We start from the raw sequence: 17,782 nt of genomic DNA on the forward strand, positions 1-17,782 counted from the left end.
CGGCTCAGCTGCCGAGCCCGACGTTGCCGCCGAGGCCGACCTTGCCGTCGTCCTTCGAACCTCCGTCGTCCTTGGATCCGCCGCCGTCATCGGCTGCGCCGTTGGACTTCGTCAGCCCGGCCTTCTTGCCGCAGGTCGGCCATGCGCCGGGTCCCTGCTCCTTGAGGACCTTCTGAGCGATGCGGATCTGCTCCTTCTTGCTGTGCTGGTCCGCAGTGCCCGAACCGCCGAAGCCGTTCCAGGTCTGCTTCGAGAACTGGAGTCCGCCGTAGTAGCCGTTTCCGGTGTTGATGTCCCAGTCGCCGCCGGACTCGCATTCGGCGACCTTGTCCCAGACGCCTCCCGAGGCGGCCTGTGCAGGTGCGCTCATTCCGGTGAGTCCGGCTGCGGCGACCGCTCCGGCTCCCACGAGGAGCGCGGCCTTGCGAAGGCTTGTGCTGTAGAGGTTCACTGTCTCATCTCCGTAGTACGACTGCATTTCGGTTCTGTAACCCGGTCGTTACCGAGCCGTTATACACCGTAACGGATCTGGCTGGTCGAGTGAAACCAGATCGGCACGGATCCCATCAGAATCGACTCCGAGGAACCACAACGCGAACTGAGTGCCCCACGCTCGACTCCCCTGCTCGGACCTTCGTCACCGCAGCGTCTCACCGGGCCACGTACTGCGCCAGATAACGTGCCGTCAGCGTCGCATCCGACGCCGAGGCGGACGCCACGAGTTCGGCGGGCGTGCCCTCGAACACGATGCGTCCACCATCATGACCGGCCCCGGGCCCGAGGTCGATGAGATGATCGGCATGAGCCATCACCGCCTGATGATGCTCGATGACGATGACGCTGCGTCCCGAGTCCACAAGGCCGTCGAGCAACCGCAGCAGGGTATCGACATCGGCCAGATGCAGGCCCGTGGTCGGCTCGTCGAGGATGATCACCTGCGCGGCATCGGCAGCCTTGGCAGAGAGATGGGTGGCGAGCTTGAGACGCTGCCTCTCTCCCCCGGACAGAGTCGTCAGCGGCTGGCCGAGACTGAGATAGCCCAGCCCCACCTCGGCGAGGTTCTTCAGGATGGAAGTCACTGCGGGAATGCGCGCCTGACCGGTGCCGAAATGATCGAGAGCGTCGAGGACCGAAAGGTCGAGGACCTCCCGGATGTTCTTCTCCCCCAGCGTGTACACGAGAACCTCGGCCTGGAAGCCCTTGCCCTCGCACTCATCGCAGGGCGCGGACATGCCGGCCATCATCGCGAGATCCGAATAGATGATCCCGGCACCGTTGCACACCGGGCAGGCGCCCTCGGAATTCGCACTGAACAGCGCAGGTTTGACTCCGTTTGCCTTGGCGAAGGCCTTGCGGATGGGTTCGAGCATTCCCGTATAGGTCGCAGGATTGCTCCGCCGCGACCCCTTGATCGGTGCCTGGTCGATCATCACGACGCCGTCGCGCCCGCGCAGCGACCCCTCGATGAGAGTGCTCTTCCCGGACCCGGCCACGCCGGTGATGACCGAGAGCACTCCGAGCGGGATGTCGACGTCGATCGCCTGCAGGTTGTGGGTGCTGGCTCCTCTGATCTCGAGGGCACCCGATAATGTCCGCACCGATTCCTTGAGCGGCGCCGTGTACGAGAGATGCCGACCCGTCAGGGTGTCGCTCTCGCGCAGGGCCTCGACGCTGCCGACGAAGGTCACCTCTCCCCCGTTCGATCCGGCCCCGGGCCCGAGGTCGACGATGTGATCGGCGATCGTGATGGTTTCCGGTTTGTGCTCGACGACGAGCACGGTGTTGCCCTTGTCGCGCAGTGCCAGCAGCAGCGCGTTCATCGCCTTGATATCGTGCGGGTGGAGGCCGATGGTCGGTTCGTCGAAGACATAGGTGACATCGGTGAGCGAGGATCCGAGGTGACGGACCAGTTTGATCCGCTGCGCCTCTCCCCCGGACAGAGATCCGGCGGAGCGTTCGAGCGAGAGATAGCCCAAGCCGATGTCGACGAAGGCCTGCACATCATGGCGCAGCGACTTCAGCAGCGGACCGGCCGACTTGCCGTCGATCCCGGACAGCCAGTCGAGGACATCGGAGATCTGCAGGGCGCACACCTCGGCGATGGACTTCCCCGCCAGACGGGAGCCGCGGGCGGCGGCATTGAGCCTCGTCCCCTCGCATTCGGGGCACCGGGTGTAGACGACTGCTCGGTCGACGAAGGCCCTGATGTGCTTCTGCATGGCGTCGCGGTCCTTGGACAGGAAGGACCGCCGAATCCGCGGGATGAGGCCGTCGAAGGTCATGTTCGTCCCGCTGATGACGATCTTCTCGCCCTCGGCGTAGAGGAGAATGGACCGTTCCTTCTCCGTGTAGTCGGCAATCGGCTTGTCCGGGTCGAAATAGCCGGACTCGGAGTAGAAGCGGGCGTTCCACCCGCCGGGTTTGTACCCGGGGATCGTGATCGCACCGTCGTTGAGGGACTTCGACTCATCGACGACCTCGGCGATGTCGATATCGGTGGCGGTTCCCATCCCCTCGCAGTGGGGACACATGCCTCCGTTGACGGAGAAGGTCTTGCGTTCGACCTGCTTGCCCTCCCCCTTGTCGATCGTCACCGCACCCTTGCCGCTGATCGTGGCGACGTTGAAGGAGTACGAGTTCGTCGATCCCAGGTTCGGTTCGGCGAATCGCGCGAAGAGTGTGCGCAGCTTCGCATTGATGTCGCTGACCGTGCCGACGGTCGAGCGCGGGTTCGCCCCGATCCGCTCCTGGTCGACGAGGATCGCCGTCGTCAGGCCCTCGAGGACGTCGACCTCAGGCCGGGCCATGGCCGGCATGAACCCCTGGACGAAGGCGCTGTAGGTCTCGTTGATCATCCGCTGCGATTCGGCGGCGACGGTGGAGAAGACGAGCGAGCTCTTGCCGGATCCCGAGACCCCGGTGAAGACCGTGAGCCGACGTTTGGGGATCTCGACGGAGACGTTCTTGAGGTTGTTCTCCCGGGCCCCGGTGACGCGGATGACGTCGTGGGCATCGGCAGCGTGCACGGGCATCAGCGCTGCTGGATGCGGATCATGTTCCCCGCGGGATCGCGGAGGGCACAGTCGCGCAGACCGTAGGGCTGGTCCATCGGCTCCTGGACGATATCGGCGCCCTTGGCCTCCACCTCAGCGAACACCTCGTCGACGTCGGGACTGGCGAGCACGATCGCGGCGAAGCTGCCCTTGGCCATGAGCGATTCGATGACCTCGCGCTCATTCTCGCTGATCGTCGGGTCGGTGATGGCCGGGGTGAGGACGATCGAGGTGTCGGGTTGGCCCGCGGGGCCGACGGTCAGCCACCGCATCTGATCGGATCCGACGTCGAGGCGGACCTCGAAGCCGAGCACGTCACGATAGAAGGCGAGAGAGGCTTCGGCATCGGTGTGGGACAGGAAGCTGGCGTTGATTGTGATGTCCATGCCCGTCATCCTAGTCCGGCTCGGAACTCCGGACTTCTCGATTCCTGACCGGTCGGAGGACATTCTTGACGATGAACGTCGGCAGATCGTGCTCCCCTGCCTCCAGGGCGCTGCGATACCGCCGTGGCGAGACTCCGACGAGTTCGCTGAACCGGGTGCTGAAGGTTCCGAGCGAGGAGAAGCCGACGGTGAAGCAGATATCGGTGATGCTCAGGTCTCCCCTGCAGATGAGCGCCATGGCACGTTCGATCCGTCGGGTCATCAGGTAGGAGTACGGCGATTCCCCGTATGCCGCCCGGAACCGGCGACTGAGGTGGCCGGCGGACATGTGGACGTCAGCGGCCAGCTCCTCCACGTTGAGCGGGCGGTCGAATTCCCTGTCGATGCGGTCGCGGACCCGTCGCAGGGCGATGAGCTGCGCGCGGCTCGCCGGGTCGATCATCCCGTGTGGATTCCTCGCTTCAGGGTCTCCCCGCGGAAGAAGGCCGGGTTCTGCACGGATTGGATGACCATGATGACCGCACCGAGAACGAGCACCCCGATGCCCAGGACGAAGACCAGTCCGATGCCGAACACCGAGGAACCCGACCCGTAGTCGGGATCGAGTGAGTCGATGGCGGTGGTGACGAAGATGACGAGCAGAGTCACGCCCCCGACGAGAGGGAACAGGAAGCGGAAGAAGATGTTCTTCGGCGAGGCGAACAGCGAGCGGCGGTAGTACCAGATGCAGGCCAGTCCGGTGATCCCGTAGTAGAAACAGACCATCAGACCCAGTGCGGTGATCGTGTCCCACAGGGCGTTCTCGGAGAGCAGCCGCATGACGACGTAGAAGATGATCGCGGCCGCCGCCGAGGTGATGGTGGCCACCGAGGGCGACTTGTAGCGTGGCGAGATGCTTCCGTACTTCTGCGGCAGGGCCCCGTAATGGCCCATCGCCAGGATCGTCCGTGACGGGGAGACCATCGTCGATTGCAGTGACGCCAGCGAGCTCGAGAGCACGGCGACCGAGACGAGGACCGCGAAGGGGCCCATCACCGGCCCGGCCAGGGAGGCGAAGATCGACTCCTGGTTCTCCGGGTTTCCGGCACCGAGGCCGTCGGTGCCGACGCCGGCGAAGGAGATCACCGCGATGGTGCAGGCGATGTAGATGATGACGATCGCGATGATCGTGAGCATGGCTGCCCGCCCGGGTGTCTTCTCCGGGTCCTTCGCCTCCTCGTTCATCGTGATCACCGTGTCCCAGCCCCAGAACAGGAAGATCGACAGGGACACGGCGGCTGCGACCGTGGAGAAGTCGCCGGCGGCCAGTGGGTTGAACCAGTCGAGACTCACGGGTGTGGGGTCGAAGGCGGTGCCGTTGGCCACGTGCACGAGCGCGGCGATGACGAACCAGCCGAGCGCGAGGACCTGGAAGGCGACAAGCCAGACCTGTATCTTCTCGGTCGCCTCGACACCGCGATAGGAGATCCAGGCAGCGGCGGCGGTGAGGATCACGGTGACAGGGATGTTGATCCACAGCACTCGGGTGAGATCGGAGATGCTCGGGTCCCCGAAGATCTGCGCCAGCAGCAGGAAGAGGAAGTCCACGGCGACGGCGGCGAGGTTCGAGAGCACGAGCACGGTGGCCGCGATCAGCCCCCACCCGCCCATCCACCCCAACCACGGCCCGAAGGCGCGGGTGGCCCAGGTGAAGGTCGTGCCCGAGTCCGGCATCGCCGAGTTGAGTTCCCGGTAGCCGAAGACGACGAGCAGCATCGGCACGAAGCCGATCAGCAGGATCGCGGGAGTGTGGACTCCGACCTCAGAGATCGTCGGACCCAGTCCCGAGGTCAGAGTGTAGGCGGGAGCGATGCAGGAGATGCCGATGATCGCTCCGCCGATCGCACCGATCTTTCCGGCCGAGAGCCCCTTCGAACTCAGTCCCGAGGAATCGACTCCGGCGGCTGCCTCAGGCACCGAGGATCTTCTCCGCCGTCGCCCGCCCGATCCGTACGGCACCGTCGACATGCTGATAGCCCGCAGCGGCGATATCGGAGCTGGCGAAGTGGATGGGGCCGACCGGATCGTTCTGGAATCGTCCCCAACGGTGGAGCCCGCCGAGGTCGTAGCTCGTCGCGTAGGCGCCTCTCGTCCATTCCTCCGAGCCGAAGTCCGAGAGGTAGAAGACCTCCGGGTCCAGTGCCTGCGGGCCGAGGAAATCGGCGAGGGATTCGAGGATGCGCTGCTTCCTCGTCTCCTCGTCGAGGGCGAACATCTCATCGGCGCGGACATCGGAGATGAAGCCGACGAGGGTGCCGCGCTCCTCCCCATGGTTCGTGTTGTCGTAGACCTCCTGCACCAGCTGGCCTGCGCCGAATCCGGTCCCGCACAGTCCTGCCTCACGCCAGAACGGACTCGGGTAGGTGGCATGGACCTTGATCACCAGTCCCATCGACTGATGCTGGTGGAAGATCTGCTGGAGGCGGGGCAGCTGGGGAACGTAGCTGATGCGCGAGTAGAGGTTCGGCGGCACCGCCACGATGACACTGCTCGCGCTCACACTCATCGTGTCCGTGTCGACGCGGACTGTGTCATCGGTCCAGTCGATGGTGCGGACGGGGCTGTCGAGCACGACGGTGCCTTCTCCGAGTTCGGCGGCCATCTGCTCGGACACCGATTGCATTCCTCCGACCACGCGCCGGTCGAGGATGAAGTGATCGTCGACGAGGTGGGTGAACGATCCCGCCGAGGCGGCCATGAGGATCGCCTGCAGCGCGGAGAATGCCGTGGTCGGCTTTGTGAGCATCCCACCGGCGATGAACATCCCGATGTTGGCGCAGGCGAGTTCATCCTCCGATTGGGACCGCAGCCAGTGGTGGAAGGAGATCGAATCGAGTTCCGCGGCTTCCGGGGCGTCCCACGGCGCATCGGGTCCGATGCGGGCGGCGAGTTCGTCGAGGAGGTCGATGAGTCGTGTCATCTCCGCCTGCGTCGACTCCCCCACCGGGAACATGTCTCCGGAGTAGACCGTGCGGGTGCCGTCGGGTGCGATGTAGACGCTGTCGCCGTCGCGGTGCCGCTGGTAGGTCTCCTTGCCCAGTTCTCGGACGAGGTCGAGGAGCGCAGTCTGGTCCGGGGAGATCCACTGGCCACCGATTTCGTACATCTGGCCATCGATGTGGTCAGTCCAGGTTCGGCCGCCCACTCGGTCTCGTGCTTCGAGGACGATCACCTCTCGCCCTGCGGCCTGCAGCCTGCGGGCCGCGCTCAGGCCGGTCGGTCCGGCTCCGACGATGACGACATCGCATGTTCGATCCGACACAACGTTCTCCTTCGAAAGTTCCTCTTGTGTGCTCAGAGTAGCCAGGGAACAACGCCGTGCCAAGGCGGGTGCGCTCAGCCGGTCGACGGTGCGGAATCGGTATCAGCGATAGTCGCTCACCTCGACCGGTGTTCCCGCCTCCTTGGCGCCGATGAAGGCCCAAGAATCGGGCAGGCTGCCGTCGATGTCGCTGATTCCGTAGACCTGTCCGAGCTCATGGGTGCTCAGTGTCCGCGTGTTGAAGCGGTGTCGGTCTGGATCGGCGGCCAGTGCCGCCACGGTGCGTCCGAGCAGGTGCGGTGTCTCGGAGATCGCGAAATCGGCCGGTGGGACCGAGCGTTCGGGGTCGAGCGCGTCGGCGGACCAGGTCTCCTCGCTGGTGTCGAAGAGTTCGAGCATCATCTCCGACCGCAGCCATCCCGGAGTCACGGCCACCGCTGTGCCTCCCGCCTCGGCGAGTTCGTGCCCGAGGCCGAAGGCCAGCCGGCTTACAGCCGTCTTCGTCAGGTCGAGATAGATGCTCTCCCGGTAGTGCGTGTCGTTGAAGTCCTGCGTGCCGTCGGTGATCTCGATGTGCAGGCCGCCGGACTCCCGCACCAGCAGCGGCAGTGCGGCGTGGGCGGTGTTGAGGTGGGTGAGCAGGCCGGCTCGGAACAGCCGCATCTCAGTGTCGAAGTCCGTGGTCCAGAATTTCTCGCCCCAATCGACATAGGCCTCTCCCCCGATGTCGTTGACGAGGATATCGAGGCGACCATGTCGGGCATCGATCGTCGACACCACCTCGTCGACCTGGCCTCGATCGAGGTGATCGCAGACGAGGGCTTCGGCCTGCTCGCCCTCGCTCGTGATGAGTTCGGCGGTCTCGTCGATGGTCTCGCCTCGGCCGTAGTCGGAGGGATTCGAACGGGTGGATCGTCCGGTGCACCAGACGAAGGCACCGGACCGTGCGAGTTCGCGGGCGATAGCTCGCCCGGCCCCGCGTGTGGCGCCGGCGACGAGAGCGATCCTGCCCTCCAACGGTCGAGCGCATGGTCGTGTGTGGTCTGTGTCGAGTGCAGTCATGGCACCAGTCTGGAACCCCATCCCTGACAGGGAATGTCAGGGTGGCCGACTATTCTCGAAGATATGAAGGCTGCTCGGCTCGTGTCTGAGATCGTCATCCTCGCCGCCCAGTCGCGTCCGATCACCGCCGAGGCCCTGGCACACCGTCTCGAGGTCACCGAACGTACGGTCTACCGCGATATCGGCGAACTGTCCGGGATGGGGGTTCCTGTGATCACCCAGGCGGGAGCCGGCGGTGGAATCAGTCTGCTCGGAGAGTGGGCCTCACCGGTGTCCGGGATGACACGCGACGAACTCGACTCCGTTCTCATCGGCTCTCTGGCCGCGGCCGATCTCGGGCTCGCCTCCGAATCCGCAACGGCGAGGGCGAAGATGCTCACGGCGACCGAGTCGGTGCTCTCAGCGTCCGTGCTCGTCGACGGGCCGGATTGGTTCATGGCACAGGAGAGTCCGGAGCATTTGGCCTCGATCGCCTCTGCACTCCGGGCGCAGACGGGACTGCGCATCGTCTATCTTCGTCGCGGCATCCGCAGCGTTCGCACTCTGGGTCCGCTCGGACTGGTGGTCAAGGCCGGGCGCTGGTATCTCGTCGCCCAAGCACCGGGCGGGATCCCGCGCACCTACCGGGTCTCCCGGATCGTTGAGACCTCCCCGCGGTATCGGCGGATGACCGGCCCGACAGACTTCGACCTCGGCGAGTACTGGCAACGCTCCCAAGCGGCCTTCGATGCCTCCATCCGCACCACCTCGGTGAGGTTGAGGATTCCCGAGGCGCGCATTCCGGATCTGCTCAGAGCGGTGCCGGGTCGGGTGACCGATCATGCGATCGAGAACGCGCGACTCGATGACGGGATCATGGAACTCGAGCTGCCGATGGAGCCCGGTGAGATCGCCGTGTCTCAGCTGATCATCGTGCCCGAGGTCGAAGTCGTCTCACCGCTGACGGTCCGCCGCAGCCTCCGTGCTCACGCCTCGGCCGCCGCGAAGCTCAATCATTGAGCCAACTCGGTCACTGAACGTCGTAGCTGCCGTTGATCTGCCCGGCGCCGACTCCGCCCACGGCCTCCATCGCGGCCTTCGAGAGGTCGAAGCAGCGGTTGCCGTGGTAGGGACCGCGGTCGTTGATGCGCACGGTCACGGACTTGCCGTTGGCCTCGTTGGTGATCTTCACCTTGGAGCCGAAAGGCAGGGTCTTGTGGGCGGCGGTGAGCTTGTTCGTGTCGAATGACTCGCCGTTCGCGGTCTTCTGACCGTCGAATCCGTCTCCCCCGCCGTAGTACGACATCGGGCAGGACCCTGACTCTCCGGCGGACTTGCCCGACTTCGACGGTCCGTCATTCTCGTCCGCACTCGAGCCCTTGGAGGACGATCCGGACGACGATGACCCTGAAGACGCGGAGTCGCCGGTGCTCTTCGGACTGGGGCTCGGGGTCTCGGTCTTGGTCTCAATCGTGATCTTGCCCGGCTTCTCTTTGGCCTGCTTCTTCGCTTTGGCCAGGACCTCATCGGGTGTCTGGGAGGGCTGAGACTCGGCGACGACGGGCGATTCGGCGACGACCTGCTGGCCCCGGTCGGTGTTCTCGGGAACCATGGCCAGACTCGACCCGACGATCGCGGCGGTCGCCACGGTGGGGACGATGAAGGCGGAGAGCACGGGGCGGGTGCGGACTGCCGCGAGCACTCCCCCGGCGGTGTGCGCCGGTCCCTGCGGAGAGTGACGGCCAGATCTCTTCTTCGGTGCTCGGAGAGCGGTGAAGATGGTGCCCGTCGCTTTGGAGCTCGGTGAAGAGTGTTTGCCCACTGTGAAGTCCTCGTAGTCCGTGATCAGAAATCGCACCGATGCGGAGATGCCGGGGAAGTCGCATTCGAGTGCGGTCTCAGCACTCGCTCCAAGTTATCGGATCGTTACCTGAACACAGTCTAGTTAAGGAACTGTTACAAAATCAATGCGACGCGCTCAGCCGACTTCGGTTCCCTTGCCCTTGCGGGTGACCAGCTTGCGCACCCCGTCGGCACCGTTGGTCACGGTCTCCTGGGCCTTGTCGAAAGCGCGCTCAACCTTGCCGCTGCGCACGGCGTCGTCGATGACGTGGGCGACATTGCCGAGAGCCTTGTTCACGGTCGACTCCGTCGTCTCGATCAGACTCGAACTCGTGGTGGCCTCGCGGACGTTCTTGACCCCGCTGCTGGCGGCCCCGTAGGCACGCGTAGCCGCCGAACGGGCGCGTTCTGTCGGCGTGCGCTTGGTGGAGTCGATGACGTCATCGGGTTCGATCGGTTCTTCGTGAGAGCTCATACCTCCATCGTTGTCGACGCCGCCGATCTGGTCAACAGCAACCTAGGATTGGACCATGAATTCTCAGCCGGAGATCATCGCACACCGAGGCGGACTGTGGCCGGGCATGAGCGAGAACACCCTCGAGGCCTTCGCCGCCGCCCATCGCGCCGGAGTGGAGTGGATGGAGACCGATGTCCATGCCTCTGCCGACGGCGTGCTGTTCGCCGCCCACGACGCCGATCTCGATCGGATCGCCGAGCGCCCGCATCGGATTCGTGATCTTCCGGCCGTCGAGCTCGATCGGATCGAGCTGGTGGCCGGTGGGCGGCTGCCGCGCCTGAACTCCCTGTTCGATGAGCTGTCCGGTGCGCGCTGGAACATCGACGTCAAGGCTCCGCACAGCATCGGTCCGATGATCCGCACGATCCGCACGGCCGGCGCCGAGGAGCGAGTGCGCTTGGCCTCGTTCGCCACGTCGACGCTGCGGCACCTGAGATCGGGCCTGCCCGGGATCCGCACCTCTGCCGGAACGGCGGAGACCGCCCTGTTCACCCTCGGCGCCCTGCCCGGCGTGCCCGATCGCGGCCTCGCCCCGTTTCCACCCGGCCTCGATGCACTGCAGGTTCCGAGATCGTTCAAAGGGATGCCGGTGGTGACCGCGGGGTTCGTCGAACGCGCGCATGCCGCCGGTCTGCTCGTGCATGTGTGGACTGTCAATGATGCCGCGGGTATGCGCGCGCTCCTCGACCTCGGAGTCGACGGCCTCGTCACCGATGACGTCATGGAGGGACTCAAACAGCTGGTTGAGCGCGGCAGGCCGACCGGCGGTGCTGCCTGACAGTAGCGGCTGCAGGCTGAGAGTGGCGACCGACAATGGCGGCTTGCCGCAACGTGCCGCCTGAAGACGCGGCACTGCCGAACTGTACTGTGTCGCCTGAGAATGAGGAATAAGCCCAGACGGTAGACTGTTCCCTCGTAGCAGAGGACAGCAGTCGAGTCGGAAGGTGAGAGATATGAGCGAACGCAGTCTCCGCGGAACACAGTTGGGATCACGCAGCCTGGAGACGGAAGAGGGCGTCGAGCCCGCTCCGCGTCAGATGGTCGAGTTCGAATGCGAGGACGGCACACGCTTCAAGGTGCCCTTCTCCATCGAAGCCGAAGTCCCCTCCACCTGGGATTCGGGCATTCACGGCATCGGCACCCGCGTGGGCGTCAACGAACCCGACGGTGAGCCCGTCAAGCACGTCCGCTCACACTGGGACATGCTGCTCGAGCGCCGTTCCTTCGACGAACTCCAGGTCCTCCTCGATGAGCGCCTGGCGATTCGCCGCGGCGAGGTGCCCGCCCAGGCCTGAGCCGGGCAGTCGGCCGCACAGCCGACACAGAAGCACTCATGGGGTGCAGGTCGATCGACCTGCACCCCATTGTCATGCGTACGCGATTGTCATGAGTACGCGGTTCTCAGCGCTCCTTCGACAGCAGCCGGCGCAGCTGCCGCCCGCGCCGATCGAACCCCCAGCCGGCGACCTTCGTGAACGCCTCGGTGATGATCGATTTGCTCATCTTCGACTCCCCCAGTTCGCGCTCGACGAAGACGATGGGAACCTCGGCGACGCGGAAGCCCGCTTCCACCACTCGGTAGGTCATGTCGATCTGGAAGCAGTATCCCTGCGACTGCACACCGGAGAGATCGAGGGTTTCGAGGACGGTGCGCGAGTAGGCCCGGAATCCTGCGGTGGCGTCCTTGACCCCGAGACCCATCACGGCGTTGACATAGAAGTTCGCGCCGCGTGAGAGCAGGAAGCGAGACCGCGGCCAGTCGACGATCGCCCCTCCCCGCACCCACCGCGATCCGATGACGAGGTCCGCCTCGCCGGTGCGGGCAACGTCGAGGAGCTGTCCGAGGTCGAGCGCCCGATGGGAGCCGTCGGCGTCGAATTCGCAGATGATGTCGTAGTCGCGTTCAAGAGCCCATTCGAAGCCGGCGAGATATGCCATGCCGAGGCCCGCCTTCTCGCTGCGGTGCAGGACGTGGACGCGATCGTCGACGGCCGCCTGTTCATCGGCCCACTGCCCCGTGCCGTCGGGGGAACCGTCGTCGACGACGAGCACATCGACCTCGGGCTGCCGTTCGAACAGGCCGGACAGGGTCACCGGCAGGGCAAGACGTTCGTTGTAAGTCGGAATGACGACCAGGATCTTCGAAAGCACGGCCTCAACGATACGCCGCGGGGACGGAAGTCAATGAGCCGACACCCCCGCCTTCGGACCACGTTGTGCAACGAGTTATCTAATGACGGGTGTGCCGACTCCATTCCGACGTCCGCGGAATGTCAACAGCGAATCTAGTCGCTCCCAGCGTCTTTGCAAAATTCCTCTGACCTGGGACGATGCTCAAATTCGCAGGTCAGACGCAAGCGAATCGATAGCGAAAATCTTCCCCCACGGCGTGTCGTCTTGATTTCAGGTGCCGTATTTGCTGCATTCATCTCACTGACCGGGATCACGGGTCTCTGCGCGCTCGCGGCGGACTCCTACCGCTCTCAGTTCAGAGAACGACCCGAGTCGGCAGGGGAACGTCCGGAGACAGCTCCGGCAGCCCGGGTGTGCCGGAGCGCGGATCGGTGCTCCATGCGGCCACTCGCGGGTCGGCGACCTGGACGACGAGCCGCTCGACCTGCCAGCGGACGAAGTCGGCCACGGCTCCGGGGGCGAGGACACCGCCCTCGGGGTTGCCGGCGGCGCGGTGGGCGAATCGAGTCGCGGCATTGAATGCGGCCCTGGCCCCGATGCCGTTCTCGCCGATCACGGCATCGCGCACGCTCGCCCAAGGAGATTCCTCCGAGTAGCTCAGCGACACCTGTGCTCCGGCGGAGAGGAGCTGGGCCAGCGGCTGCGGACGGGCGGGGTCGAGCGTGATGGCCACCCCGGAACGACCGAGATCGCTGACGAAGGTGTCTTCGACGGCGAAATCGAGGAGCAGACGGTATCCGCTGCGCTGCGCCAGCGCGGCGTTCTCCCGCAGACGCTCGAGCACCTCGGCGAGGCGCTCGCCGTCGTCGATGAGGATGTTGAGGGAGGTGCGCGGAAGTTCGCTGAGCGCGAGGAATTCTGCAGCTGCGATTGACGCGCGCCCGGCATCCGCCTCGTCGGCTTCCGGCTCGTCGACGTCCGCATCACCGGCACCGTCCGCGCCGAGCGTCGGATATCCGATCACGTGCAGCGCCTCGGGTGCCGTGGCCCGGAACCGGGCGATCGTCTCGGCGCCGCCGAGCACATGGGCGTGGGTGAAGCCGCGCTCATACACCTCCGGTGCGGTGGGCGCGTGCTCATCGAGGACGAGGCCGGCATGGACGAATCCGGGCGTCAGGAAGTCCCCGGCCAGGTCGCTCGCCTGCGGATCGAGGGCCAGTGCGGCCTCATCGGAGCCGATGAACGACACCGTGCCTCCCGCCGTCCCGAGGGCCGTCGCGAAGGGATCGACACTGCTGTACACATCTCCACCAAAGTACATATTCACAGCCGACAGGCTACACCGTTCCGGTCCGTCGCTTGTGCCCGTGTCAGGACCGTCGGGTATCGTCATCGATTGTGAAGCCCTTGGTTCTGATCGACACGCCCGCTCTGTACTATCGCGCCTTCTATTCGGTGCCCGACTCGATCGTCAACGACGACGGTCAGCCGGTCAACGCCGTCCGCGGGGTCCTCGACGCGATCGCCCAGATGATCCGCCGCTTCGGTTCGGATCGGGTGGTGGCGACGATGGACGCGGATTGGCGACCGGCGTTCCGCACCGCGATCATGCCCGAATACAAGGCAGCCCGGGTCAGGGATGAGGAGGCCGGGACGGAGATCCCGCCGGAACTCGACGCACAGCTGCCGATCATGCGCCGGGTGATCGAGGCCGCCGGGATACCGATCGCCGAGGTGGACGGCGCCGAAGCCGACGATGTCATCGCCACGATGGCCGCTGAGTCGCGGACACCGGTGATCATCGTCTCCCCCGACCGGGATCTGCTCGCCCTCATCGATACGGTCTCCGAGGTCAGCGTCCTGCGCCCTCGCAAGGGCGGCGAGTGGGAGGCGATCGGACAGGCCGATCTGCCCACGGCCTACGGCGTGCCCGACGGTACGCGCTACCGTGAGCTCGCGGCGATGCGCGGCGATCCCTCCGACGGACTGCCGGGCGCGCCCGGCATCGGGGAGAAGACCGCGGCGACGCTGCTGGAGAGCTTCGGGTCGCTCGAATCCATTATCAAGGCCGCGAAGGCCGGGGTGAAGACCGGAGGGCTCAGCCCCAAACGTGCGGCCACTCTCATCGAATCCGAAGACGCGCTGCACAAGACGGTCGAAGTCATGCGGTGCCTGACCGATGTCTCCCACGGCATCGATGTCGAGAGCATTCCGGGACCGCTCGATCGTTCCGCGGTCGACGCGGCCGCCGCGGGCCAGAACATCCGTCGATCCGTCGACAACCTCATATCAGCGCTCGACGATGCCCGCACGGGCGCACCCTCGACCTCAGGCGCACCCTCGACCTCAGGCGCCCCCTCGGCATCGGGCGCCCAGGGGACCACGGTTGCCACAGGAGCCGCAGGAGCAACAGGCGCCACGACTGACACGGTAGCCTCGGCAGCCTCGACGCCACCGGCCATCTCGCCGGTCGCCGCGGCGAACTCCGCGGAATCCTGGACGCAGTCCCGCCTCGTCGGCTTCGACCTCGAAACCACGGGTGTCGAACCGGAGACCGCTCGCATCGTCACCGCGGCCTTCGTCGACTCCGCCGTGGACACGCGCACCTGGCTCGCCGATCCGGGCATCGAGATTCCCGAGACCGCCCGCGCCATCCACGGGATCACCACCGAGTTCGCCCAGGCCAATGGGGCGCCGGCCGCGCAGGTGGTCGCCGAACTCTGTGCCGTCTTCGCCGAGCTCAGGGACACCGGCGCCGTCGTCGTCGGACACAACATCGTCTACGACCTCAGCGTCATGTCCGCCGAGGTGAAGCGCCATCGCCCGGATATCGACTTCCCCGCGATCATTCCGACCATCGTCGACACCTTCGTCGTCGACAAGCACATCGACCCGTACCGCAGGGGAAAGCGCACGCTGACGGAGACGGCCAAGGTCTGGAAGGTCGACCTCCTCGACGCCCACGACGCCTCGGCCGATGCCCTCGCCGCGCTGGACATTTCCCGGGCATTGGCCGAGAACTCCACCGAAATCGCGAGGCTGACCCGTGCGGAGATCATGGCCGCACAGGGTGAGTGGAAGAGTTCCCAGGCCGCGGGACTGCAGGCCTGGCTGCGGAAGAAGGGCAACGCCGAAGCCGTTGTCGATGGCTCCTGGCCGATGCCCTGAGCGATAGACTCTGGTGCGACCATCACTCAACGAAGGACGATAATGGGTTTCTTTTCTCGATTGCTCAACCGACCCGGTGCGCAGGCGGACAAGGCCACCGGCTGGTTCGATCGAGCGGCTGATGAGCTCGACAAGGCCAGCCGCGAGTTCTCCGAGCTCAGTGATGCCGAACTCACCGAGGCCGCCGGCGAGGTGTTCGCCAAAGGGACCCAGCAGGACACCCTCATCCGCTACTGCGCACTGGCCCGCGAGGCCGCTGAACGAGCACTCGACGAACGCGCCTACGACACCCAGCTCAAGGGACTCGTCGGACTCCTCCAAGGCACGATCATCCAGATGGCCACCGGCGAGGGCAAGACCCTCGTCGGCGCCCTCGCCGCCGCCGGCTACGCACTGCAGGGGCGGCGCGTGCACGTCGTCAGCGTCAACGACTACCTCGCCGTGCGCGACCGCACCTGGATGAAGCCCGTGTTCGACCTCCTGGGCGTGGATTCCGGGGCCATCTCGGCCGCACAGGAGGACGCCGAGCGCCGCGATGCCTATCGTTCCGAAGTGCTCTACGCCTCGGTGACCGAGGTCGGATTCGATGTGCTCCGTGACCGCTTCATCACCGACGACGCGGACCTGCGGGTGCCCTCCCGCGATGTCGTCATCGTCGACGAGGCCGACTCCGTGCTCATCGACGAAGCGCGAGTTCCGCTCGTCCTCGCCGGCTCGGCCAGCGTCGAAGACTCCGACGCCGTCATCGCCGCCCTCGTGGAGAAGCTGAGCGCCGGGGTCGACTACGAAGTCAGCCCCGACCATCGCGCGGTGTCGCTGACCGACGAGGGAGTCGACCGCGTCGAGTCCGAACTCGAGGTCGATCTCTTCGGCGAGGGAGCCTCCGAACTCGCCGCCGTCAACCTCGCCCTCTACGCCAAGGCACTGGTCAAACGCGATGTCGACTATCTCGTCGTCGACGGCCGGATCAAACTGATCTCGGCCTCACGCGGTCGTGTCGCAGAACTCCAGCGCTGGCCCGATGGCCTGCAGGCCGCCGTCGAAGCCAAGGAGGGCGTGGGCACGACAGAGAGCGGAGAGATCCTCGACCAGATGACCGTCGAGGAGCTCGTCCACGGCTACGAGACCGTCTGCGGCATGACGGGCACGGCCTTGGCCGTCGGCGATGACCTCCGTGAGTTCTACGATCTCGAGATCGTTCCCGTCGACACCCACCTGCCGGTCATCCGCAAGGACGAACCCGACCGCCTCTACACCTACCAGGAGTCGAAGGAACGCGCGATCGTCGAGGAGATCGCGGAGAACCACGGCAAGGACCGACCGGTGCTCATCGGCACCTCCTCGGTGGCCGAGAGCGAATCTCTGGCCTCCCGGCTCGCCGAACGGGGAATCAAGGCCAATGTGCTCAACGCCAAGGACGATTCCCTCGAAGCTGAGATCATCGCCGCCGCCGGTGCCCCGGGCGCGGTGACGGTGTCCACGCAGATGGCCGGTCGCGGCACCGACATCCGCCTGAGCGACGATGCGGTCGCCGAGGCCGGTGGCCTCCTCGTCATCGGGGCCGGACGCTATCTGTCCTCGCGCCTGGATGATCAGCTGCGCGGCCGGGCCGGCCGCCAGGGCGATCCCGGCACCTCAGTGTTCTTCACCAGCCTCGAGGACGAGCTGCTGACCCGGGTCCCGGAGATCCAGCGCTTCGTCTCCGAGGGCGACGAGACGGGATGGATCGAGTCCAAACGTGCCCTCGGCCTCGTCGAACATGCGCAGCGGATCGCCGAGGGGCAGAACACCGCTCTGCACCGTGACACCTGGAAGTTCAACGAACTCATGGCCAAGCAGCGGGATCTCGTGCTCGAACGACGGGTGGAGATCAGGACCGCGAGCGAACCCATCGATGAGCTCAAGAAGCGACTCGGTGACCGCGCGGGCGAGCTGGCCGATCAGCATTCCGAGGAACTCGTCGACTCCGTTCTCCGCGAGGTCATGCTCTTCCATCTCGATTCCCGGTGGGTCGATCACCTCGCCTTCCTCAACGATCTGCGCGAAGGCATCCACCTGCGCACCTTCGCCCGGGAGAAGCCGCACGAGGCGTTCAACACCGAATCGATCCGGGTCTTCTCCTCGTTCTGGTCCGATGTGGTCGAGGATTCGGCGACGACGGTCGAGGAGGCCGAATTCACCGATGAGGGCATCGATCTCGCCTCGCACGGGCTCAAACGCCCGTCATCGACGTGGACCTATCTGACGACGGAGAGCGCCTTCGGCTCCGACGTCGAGAACATCGTCAAGCGCATCAAACGCTGAGGCGCCCGCAGAAGCGCGCGGCTGCTCGGCGCGGCCG

At 65.6% G+C, this 17,782-nt stretch carries 16 protein-coding genes; 5 read left to right on the forward strand and 11 right to left on the reverse strand.

Annotated features, from left to right (window positions below):
• Positions 1 to 4: 4 nt before the first annotated feature.
• The 7 genes from CV023_RS18950 to CV023_RS03155 form a co-directional block, all read right to left on the reverse strand.
• Positions 5 to 451, reverse strand: coding sequence for a transglycosylase family protein (locus tag CV023_RS18950; protein ID WP_284934635.1), 447 nt, complete (start codon positions 449 to 451; stop codon positions 5 to 7).
• Positions 452 to 650: 199 nt separating this feature from the next.
• On the reverse strand, positions 651 to 3,032 hold the full coding sequence (locus CV023_RS03130; protein WP_230743994.1) for an ATP-binding cassette domain-containing protein: 2,382 nt from the start codon (positions 3,030 to 3,032) through the stop codon (positions 651 to 653).
• A complete protein-coding gene (locus CV023_RS03135) occupies positions 3,032 to 3,448 on the reverse strand; it encodes a VOC family protein (protein WP_230743995.1) in 417 nt (138 codons plus the stop codon). The genes CV023_RS03130 and CV023_RS03135 overlap by 1 nt, the downstream gene beginning before the upstream one ends.
• A gap of 1 nt (position 3,449) precedes the next feature.
• Positions 3,450 to 3,881, reverse strand: coding sequence for a helix-turn-helix transcriptional regulator (locus CV023_RS03140; RefSeq protein ID WP_230743996.1), 432 nt, complete (start codon positions 3,879 to 3,881; stop codon positions 3,450 to 3,452).
• Complete coding sequence (locus CV023_RS03145) at positions 3,878 to 5,446, reverse strand: APC family permease (protein WP_442859912.1); 1,569 nt, start codon at positions 5,444 to 5,446, stop codon at positions 3,878 to 3,880. The genes CV023_RS03140 and CV023_RS03145 overlap by 4 nt, the downstream gene beginning before the upstream one ends.
• Positions 5,388 to 6,776 carry a flavin monoamine oxidase family protein gene (locus CV023_RS03150; RefSeq protein WP_269067130.1) on the reverse strand — a complete coding sequence of 463 codons (1,389 nt, stop codon included), beginning with the start codon at positions 6,774 to 6,776 and terminating at the stop codon, positions 5,388 to 5,390. Before CV023_RS03150 ends, CV023_RS03145 begins: the two co-directional genes overlap by 59 nt.
• A 66-nt stretch (positions 6,777 to 6,842) precedes the next feature.
• The gene (locus tag CV023_RS03155; RefSeq protein WP_230743999.1) at positions 6,843 to 7,802 is read right to left on the reverse strand and encodes an SDR family oxidoreductase; all 960 of its coding nucleotides are present in this window, start codon (positions 7,800 to 7,802) and stop codon (positions 6,843 to 6,845) included.
• Between the two features lie 63 nt (positions 7,803 to 7,865).
• On the opposite strand from CV023_RS03155, the gene CV023_RS03160 reads away from it, so the two are divergent.
• Positions 7,866 to 8,801 carry a helix-turn-helix transcriptional regulator gene (locus CV023_RS03160; RefSeq protein ID WP_230744000.1) on the forward strand — a complete coding sequence of 312 codons (936 nt, stop codon included), beginning with the start codon at positions 7,866 to 7,868 and terminating at the stop codon, positions 8,799 to 8,801.
• A gap of 10 nt (positions 8,802 to 8,811) precedes the next feature.
• Here the strand turns inward: CV023_RS03160 and CV023_RS18955 are convergent, their stop codons facing one another.
• The gene (locus tag CV023_RS18955; protein WP_230744001.1) at positions 8,812 to 9,603 is read right to left on the reverse strand and encodes a septal ring lytic transglycosylase RlpA family protein; all 792 of its coding nucleotides are present in this window, start codon (positions 9,601 to 9,603) and stop codon (positions 8,812 to 8,814) included.
• A gap of 156 nt (positions 9,604 to 9,759) precedes the next feature.
• The gene (locus tag CV023_RS03170) at positions 9,760 to 10,098 is read right to left on the reverse strand and encodes a hypothetical protein (RefSeq protein ID WP_230744002.1); all 339 of its coding nucleotides are present in this window, start codon (positions 10,096 to 10,098) and stop codon (positions 9,760 to 9,762) included.
• 55 nt (positions 10,099 to 10,153) lie between these two features.
• On the opposite strand from CV023_RS03170, the gene CV023_RS03175 reads away from it, so the two are divergent.
• Entirely contained in the window at positions 10,154 to 10,918 is a 765-nt protein-coding gene (locus tag CV023_RS03175; protein WP_230744003.1) for a glycerophosphodiester phosphodiesterase family protein, read from the forward strand.
• Positions 10,919 to 11,093: 175 nt separating this feature from the next.
• Positions 11,094 to 11,435 carry an RNA polymerase-binding protein RbpA gene (locus tag CV023_RS03180; protein WP_230744004.1) on the forward strand — a complete coding sequence of 114 codons (342 nt, stop codon included), beginning with the start codon at positions 11,094 to 11,096 and terminating at the stop codon, positions 11,433 to 11,435.
• A 106-nt stretch (positions 11,436 to 11,541) separates the two neighbouring features.
• On the opposite strand, the gene CV023_RS03185 is transcribed toward CV023_RS03180, so the two are convergent.
• Together CV023_RS03185 and CV023_RS03190 are read right to left on the reverse strand one after the other, a co-directional pair.
• On the reverse strand, positions 11,542 to 12,291 hold the full coding sequence (locus CV023_RS03185; protein ID WP_230744005.1) for a polyprenol monophosphomannose synthase: 750 nt from the start codon (positions 12,289 to 12,291) through the stop codon (positions 11,542 to 11,544).
• 337 nt (positions 12,292 to 12,628) lie between these two features.
• The gene (locus CV023_RS03190; protein WP_230744388.1) at positions 12,629 to 13,594 is read right to left on the reverse strand and encodes a metal-dependent hydrolase; all 966 of its coding nucleotides are present in this window, start codon (positions 13,592 to 13,594) and stop codon (positions 12,629 to 12,631) included.
• Between the two features lie 86 nt (positions 13,595 to 13,680).
• On the opposite strand from CV023_RS03190, the gene CV023_RS03195 reads away from it, so the two are divergent.
• Entirely contained in the window at positions 13,681 to 15,441 is a 1,761-nt protein-coding gene (locus CV023_RS03195; RefSeq protein ID WP_230744006.1) for a 5'-3' exonuclease H3TH domain-containing protein, read from the forward strand.
• 42 nt (positions 15,442 to 15,483) lie between these two features.
• Entirely contained in the window at positions 15,484 to 17,745 is a 2,262-nt protein-coding gene (secA2, locus tag CV023_RS03200) for an accessory Sec system translocase SecA2 (RefSeq protein ID WP_230744007.1), read from the forward strand.
• Positions 17,746 to 17,782 lie beyond the last annotated feature (37 nt).

Source organism: Brevibacterium sp. CCUG 69071 (genome assembly GCF_021023135.1).
Lineage (GTDB): Bacteria > Actinomycetota > Actinomycetes > Actinomycetales > Brevibacteriaceae > Brevibacterium.

Bases quoted from the DNA above. Each gene is read 5' to 3' on its own strand.
- CV023_RS03175 (WP_230744003.1), top strand. From the start codon at position 10,154: ATGAATTCTCAGCCGGAGATCATCGCACACCGAGGCGGACTGTGGCCG.
- secA2 (WP_230744007.1), top strand. From the start codon at position 15,484: ATGGGTTTCTTTTCTCGATTGCTCAACCGACCCGGTGCGCAGGCGGAC.
- CV023_RS03180 (WP_230744004.1), top strand. From the start codon at position 11,094: ATGAGCGAACGCAGTCTCCGCGGAACACAGTTGGGATCACGCAGCCTG.
- CV023_RS03130 (WP_230743994.1), bottom strand. From the start codon at position 3,032: ATGCCCGTGCACGCTGCCGATGCCCACGACGTCATCCGCGTCACCGGG.
- CV023_RS03160 (WP_230744000.1), top strand. From the start codon at position 7,866: ATGAAGGCTGCTCGGCTCGTGTCTGAGATCGTCATCCTCGCCGCCCAG.
- CV023_RS03155 (WP_230743999.1), bottom strand. From the start codon at position 7,802: ATGACTGCACTCGACACAGACCACACACGACCATGCGCTCGACCGTTG.
- CV023_RS03135 (WP_230743995.1), bottom strand. From the start codon at position 3,448: ATGACGGGCATGGACATCACAATCAACGCCAGCTTCCTGTCCCACACC.
- CV023_RS03145 (WP_442859912.1), bottom strand. From the start codon at position 5,446: ATGTCGACGGTGCCGTACGGATCGGGCGGGCGACGGCGGAGAAGATCC.
- CV023_RS03170 (WP_230744002.1), bottom strand. From the start codon at position 10,098: ATGAGCTCTCACGAAGAACCGATCGAACCCGATGACGTCATCGACTCC.
- CV023_RS03190 (WP_230744388.1), bottom strand. From the start codon at position 13,594: ATGTACTTTGGTGGAGATGTGTACAGCAGTGTCGATCCCTTCGCGACG.
- CV023_RS03140 (WP_230743996.1), bottom strand. From the start codon at position 3,881: ATGATCGACCCGGCGAGCCGCGCGCAGCTCATCGCCCTGCGACGGGTC.